Genomic DNA, 5,524 nt, shown 5'->3' on the forward strand with positions numbered 1-5,524 from the left:
CATACTGGTCATCGATCACGCCCAGGCTGTCGCGTTCCGCAGCCAGACGCAGCATGGTCCTGGCGAAGTTGTTGCCGCGGGCGGCATACACCCAGCAGGTGCGGAAAATCAGGTACCGGCAGCCAGCGGCCTGGATGGCCTGCTCGCCGGCAAGCTTGCTGGCGCCGTAAACATTCAGCGGGCCGACAGCATTGTCTTCGCGCCAGGGCCGGCTGCCCTGCCCCGGGAACACATAGTCGCTGGAATAATGCACCAGCAAGGCGCCACATTCGGCGGCGGCGCGCGCCAACACGCCGACGGCATCGGCGTTTATCCTGAACGCTTGCTCGCGCTCGCTTTCAGCCCTGTCCACAGCGGTGTAGGCGGCAGCATTGACGATGACGTCGGGGGCGTAGCCACGTACGGTTTCGGCCAGGCCTGGCAGGTTGCCCAGGTCGCCACAATGCACCGTGCTGCGGGCATTCAGCGCCAACAGCTGGCCCAGCGGCGCCAGGCTGCGTTGCAGCTCCCAGCCTACCTGGCCGTCCTTGCCCAGCAGCAGTACCTTCATGCAGTACGCCCTGCGTAGTTTTTCTCGACCCAGTCGCGGTAGCTGCCAGACTGTACGCCCTCCACCCACTGCGGGTTGTCGAGGTACCAAGCGACGGTTTTACGGATCCCGCTCTCGAACGTTTCGGCGGGTTTCCAGCCCAGCTCGCGCTCCAGCTTGCGGGCGTCGATGGCGTAGCGGCGGTCATGCCCGGGGCGATCGGTAACGTAGCTGATCTGTGCCGCGTAGGGCTTGCCATCGGCGCGGGGGCGCAGTTCGTCCAGCAGCGCACAGACGCGCCTGACGATCTCCAGGTTGGGCATTTCGTTCCAGCCGCCCACGTTGTAGACCTCGCCAGGCACGCCGGCGTCCAGCACGCGGCGGATGGCGCTGCAGTGGTCCTTGACGTACAGCCAGTCGCGAATCTGCTGGCCGTCGCCGTACACCGGCAACGGCTTGCCGGCCAGGGCATTGACGATCATCAGCGGGATGAGCTTTTCCGGGAAGTGGTACGGGCCATAGTTGTTCGAGCAGTTGGTGGTGAGCACCGGCAGGCCATAGGTGTGACGATACGAGCGCACCAGGTGGTCGCTGGCGGCCTTGCTCGCCGAGTACGGGCTATTGGGCTGGTATTGATGGGTTTCGGTAAAGGCCAGTTCGCCGTCGGCCAACGAGCCGTACACTTCGTCGGTAGACACATGCAGGAAGCGGAACGCCTGCCGGGCCTGCTCAGCCAGGCCGCCCCAGTAGGCGCGTACGGCTTCGAGCAGCTGGAAGGTCCCGACCACGTTGGTCTCGATGAAGGCCTGCGGGCCGTGAATCGAACGGTCGACGTGGGACTCGGCGGCAAAATTGACGACCGCGCGGGGCTGGTGGGTTTTCAGCAGTTCTGCGACCAGCCCGCTGTCAGCAATGTCGCCATGCACAAAGATATGCCGGTCGTTGCCTTGCAGGCTGCTCAAGGTTTGCAGATTGCCTGCGTAGGTGAGTTTGTCCAGGTTGACCACAGCCTCATCGCTGCCCGCCAGCCAGTCCAGCACGAAGTTTGCCCCGATGAAGCCTGCACCGCCGGTTACCAGAATGGTCATGTTTGTCTGCTTCCGCTGTCAGGTCTGCTTTTCCACTTTCAGGATTCTAGCCTGTCGGTGGATGCTTGGAGAGCGAAGGCGATGTCATTGTGATACTTGGCTGGAAACCAGCATGTTGGGCACCGGCTTTCCCGGTGTTCGCGAGTAAACCCGCACCTACACCGGGGGAGCGTCAGGCTGCAGATGTAATCAGGGCTCCAGGCGGCGCTGCTGGTAGATCCAGTCGACGATCTCGCCTTCTGGGGTGTAGCCGCTCACGCTCTCGCGCAGCAACTGACGCACCCGCACAAAATCATCCGCCGCTGCCGCCGCCATCAATTGCCGCAGCGACTCCTTGAGCGTGTCCCAGGCCAGGAAGTCTTCGTTTGCACTCATGATCATCGGGTGGCGCGTGGCGATCACGTTGTCGCCGATCAGCAGCTCTTCATACAGCTTCTCCCCCGGCCGCAGCCCAGTGAACTGGATGGCGATGTCGCCCATCGGGTTACGCTCGGAGCGCACGCTGAACCCTGTCAGGTGAATCATCTTCTCGGCCAGCTCGACAATTTTCACCGGCTCGCCCATGTCCAGCACGAACACATCGCCGCCCTTGCCCATGGACCCGGCCTGGATCACCAGCTGCGCGGCCTCGGGAATGGTCATGAAGTACCGGGTGATCTTCGGGTGGGTGACGGTCAACGGGCCACCGGCCTTGATCTGCTTGTGGAACAGCGGGATGACCGAGCCCGAAGAACCCAGCACATTGCCGAAGCGAACCATGGTGAAGCGGGTCTTGTTGACCTGCGATACGTTGCCGCTGTCGCCGAACAGCACAGGGGCCACTTCGCGGCTGAGGGCCTGCAGGGTCATTTCGGCCAGGCGCTTGGTGCTGCCCATCACATTGGTCGGGCGCACCGCCTTGTCGGTGGAAATCAGCACGAAGTTGGCAACCCCGGCCTGCAAGGCCGCCTGGGCGGTGTGCAGGGTGCCGATGACGTTGTTCATCAGGCCTTCGGCAATGTTGTGTTCCACCATCGGCACGTGTTTGTAGGCAGCGGCGTGGTAGACGGTGTCGACGTGCCAGGTTTTCATGATGTCGAGCATCTGCGCCTGGTTGCGGACGGAGCCCAGGATCGGTAGCAGGCACACCGACAGCGACTCGCGGGCGATGCGTTGCTCCAGCTCGGAGAGGATGCTGTACAGGTTGAACTCGCTGTGGTCGAACAACAGCAGCGTTTTCGGTGCTTGCCCCAGTATCTGTCGGCACAGCTCCGAGCCGATGGAGCCACCGGCCCCGGTGACCAGCACCGTCTGATCGGTAATGCAGCGCTCGAGCAGGTCGGGCTGGGCCGGCACAGCATCACGCCCGAGCAAGTCGGCAATATCGACTTCCTGGATGTCATCGACCTTTACCTTGCCGCTGGCTAGGTCAATAAAGCTGGGCACACTCCGCACGTGCAGAGGGTAGCCCTCGAGAAAGTTGAGAATTTCGCGACGACGGGTACGGGTTTCGGAAGGCAATGCCAGCAGAATCTCCTCGGCCCCCGTTACATCGATCATCTTTTGCAAATGATCAGGGCGGTAGACCTGCAGGCCGGCGATCACCCGGTCGGTGATGCTGGGGTCGTCGTCGATGAAGGCGACCGGACGCATCATTCTGTCCATGCGTAGCGCAGCAACCAACTGGTTACCTGCGGCACCTGCGCCGTAAATCGCCACCCGGGGCATGCCGTCAGCTTTCTGGGCAAACGGCACATGCTGCGCGGCCGCAGCGAACCAGTCGCCAAGGAAGTACTGGCGCATGGCCAGGCGCAAGCCTCCCACCATGATCAGGCTCAACCACCAGTAATTGAAGGTGATCGAGCGCGGTACCACGTTCTGGTGGTTACCGGCCCAGTAAATGATGAACCCGAGAATAAGCGCGGAAAGCGTAACCGCCTTGATGATAGCGATAAGCGCGTCGTTGCCGAAATAACGCATCACCGCCCGGTACAGGCCAAAACGGATGAATAGCGGAATGGACACAAGCGGCGCGCACAGGAACAACCACGTGTGGTCGATGATCGGGTTTGCCAGCTCTTCGATACCAAGGCGGACCACAAACGCCAACCACAGTGCGCCCCATATCAGCACGATATCGGTCAGCACCTGCAACATGCGCTTGTGCCGGCGAGGCAGAGCAAGCAGTTTCGTACGCACTTTTCCCATAACCCCTCTAGATGCTTTCCACGTATGAACCGACAATCCGCTGTCCCATTACTCTAGTGTCAATTTTCCAGGTCGCCCGCACGAAACCGCACCGCCAGCACAATCAGCGGAATGTACGCCAGCACCACGCCCAACGCGCCATCAAGGCCCAGCCGGGCAACGCAGTACGCGATGGGCAGCAGCCAGCAAACATTGAGAGCGGCCACTGCGACGGTTACCGGCAGGTGCTTGCCATACGCGCGCGATGCGAACTGATACGCGTGGCTGCGGTGCGCTTCGTAAACCTTGTCACCGCGTAACAGGCGCCGCACCAAGGTATAAGTTGCATCGACAATGAAGACGCCCAGCAGGATCAGCCAGCACCAGAACATCGGTGGCGATACCCACGCGGCCTGTAGAGACAGCCCACCCAGCACGATACCGATAAATCCACTGCCTGCATCTCCCATGAAAATTTTTGCGGGAGGAAAGTTCCAGTACAGGAAGCCCGCCACGGCTGCGGCCAATAACAAAGGCAGTACAGCAGTGGCACCTAGCCCCGAGAGCCAGTACAGCCAGGCTGCACCCAGGCACGCGGTAATTGCCTCGACACTGGCGATGCCGTCGATGCCATCCATGAAGTTGTACAAGTTGAGCAACCATACCAGGTAGACAGATGCCAGCAGCCCGCCCAGCCACCCCATGTCCAGCGTCCAGCCGAACATCATCAGCGGCGGCAACCCGCCTAGCCAGCCCAGCATCCACGCGGCGGCGACGAAATGCCCAAGCAGTCGCCAGCGAGCAGCAATATGCCCGTGGTCATCCATGAAGCCAATGACCGCGATCAATGCCCCGCCACCTCCCAGCGCCAGCAGCGTACTGATCTGCTCGACACCAGATGGCATGAGACCAACCACGCCTAACAAGAACGTCAGCACTATCGCCACTCCGCCGCCCCTGGGGGTGGGGACCGTATGCGAGCTACGTGCGTTGGGCACATCTATCACACTGCGCGCCAGCGCATAGCGACGCAGACCCGCTGTCAGCACGAGTGACAGAATCAAAATGGCCGGAAGCAACCACAAAAGCATCATTTCTTGTCGAATTCCTGATAGTGCCTGGCGGCAGCTCGAAGCGCAGTATCCACGTCTATCGGCGGGCGCCAGCCGAGCAAATCACGGGTTTTACTGATATCCACCTGCAGCGAGCCACACAGGCGCTGAGACAAACTACCTTTACCCAGCGCCTTGGCGCCGGCACTCAGCAAGCCCGCCGGTACCGGCAGCAACCGCGCTGGCCTGCCCAGCGCCTGGCCCATGCGGCGCAGAAGCCCGGTGGTCGAAAGGTCCTCGCCATCACTGACCAGAAACACCTGGTTGGCTGCTGCCTCATGCCCGATGCACGTGACCACCAGATCCACCAGATTCTCCACGGCGACCAGGCTTCTTCGATTGTCGATGGCGCCAAACGGCAGCGGTATGCCACGGTCGAGCCAGCGCATCATGTTGAGAAAGTTGGCCTTCACTCCGGGCCCGTAGACCAGTACCGGGCGCACGATCACCACCTCAAGGCCGGTGTCCCGGGCCAATGCCTGCAACGCTGTCTCCGCCTCCAGCTTTGAAGTCCCGTACGGATCCTGCGGCTGAGGGGTGTCATTGGCAGCGTAAGGCCTGCCCGGCGCAGTGCCCTCACCGTTCACCTTGATCGAACTGATGAACACAAACCGTTTTACGCCGGCAGC

General features: G+C 61.7%; 5 protein-coding genes. All 5 read right to left on the reverse strand.

Going from position 1 to position 5,524, the window contains the following annotated elements; all coding sequences use genetic code 11:
• Positions 1-550, reverse strand: a 550-nt coding sequence (locus tag HP546_RS24850) for a sugar nucleotide-binding protein (protein WP_172230832.1), incomplete at its 3' end; no start/stop codon positions are given.
• On the reverse strand, positions 547-1,617 hold the full coding sequence (gene rfbB, locus HP546_RS24855) for a dTDP-glucose 4,6-dehydratase (protein ID WP_172230835.1): 1,071 nt from the start codon (positions 1,615-1,617) through the stop codon (positions 547-549). The genes HP546_RS24850 and rfbB, both read right to left, overlap by 4 nt.
• 189 nt (positions 1,618-1,806) lie before the next feature.
• A complete protein-coding gene (locus HP546_RS24860; RefSeq protein WP_172230838.1) occupies positions 1,807-3,804 on the reverse strand; it encodes a nucleoside-diphosphate sugar epimerase/dehydratase in 1,998 nt (665 codons plus the stop codon).
• A 59-nt stretch (positions 3,805-3,863) separates the two neighbouring features.
• On the reverse strand, positions 3,864-4,877 hold the full coding sequence (locus HP546_RS24865) for a glycosyltransferase family 4 protein (protein WP_172230841.1): 1,014 nt from the start codon (positions 4,875-4,877) through the stop codon (positions 3,864-3,866).
• Positions 4,874-5,524 (reverse strand): NAD-dependent epimerase/dehydratase family protein (locus HP546_RS24870; RefSeq protein ID WP_172230844.1); only part of this gene is annotated, 651 nt, incomplete at its 5' end. The genes HP546_RS24865 and HP546_RS24870, both read right to left, overlap by 4 nt.

It is taken from the genome of Pseudomonas sp. CM25, from assembly GCF_013179705.1.
In the GTDB taxonomy this organism is placed as follows: domain Bacteria; phylum Pseudomonadota; class Gammaproteobacteria; order Pseudomonadales; family Pseudomonadaceae; genus Aquipseudomonas.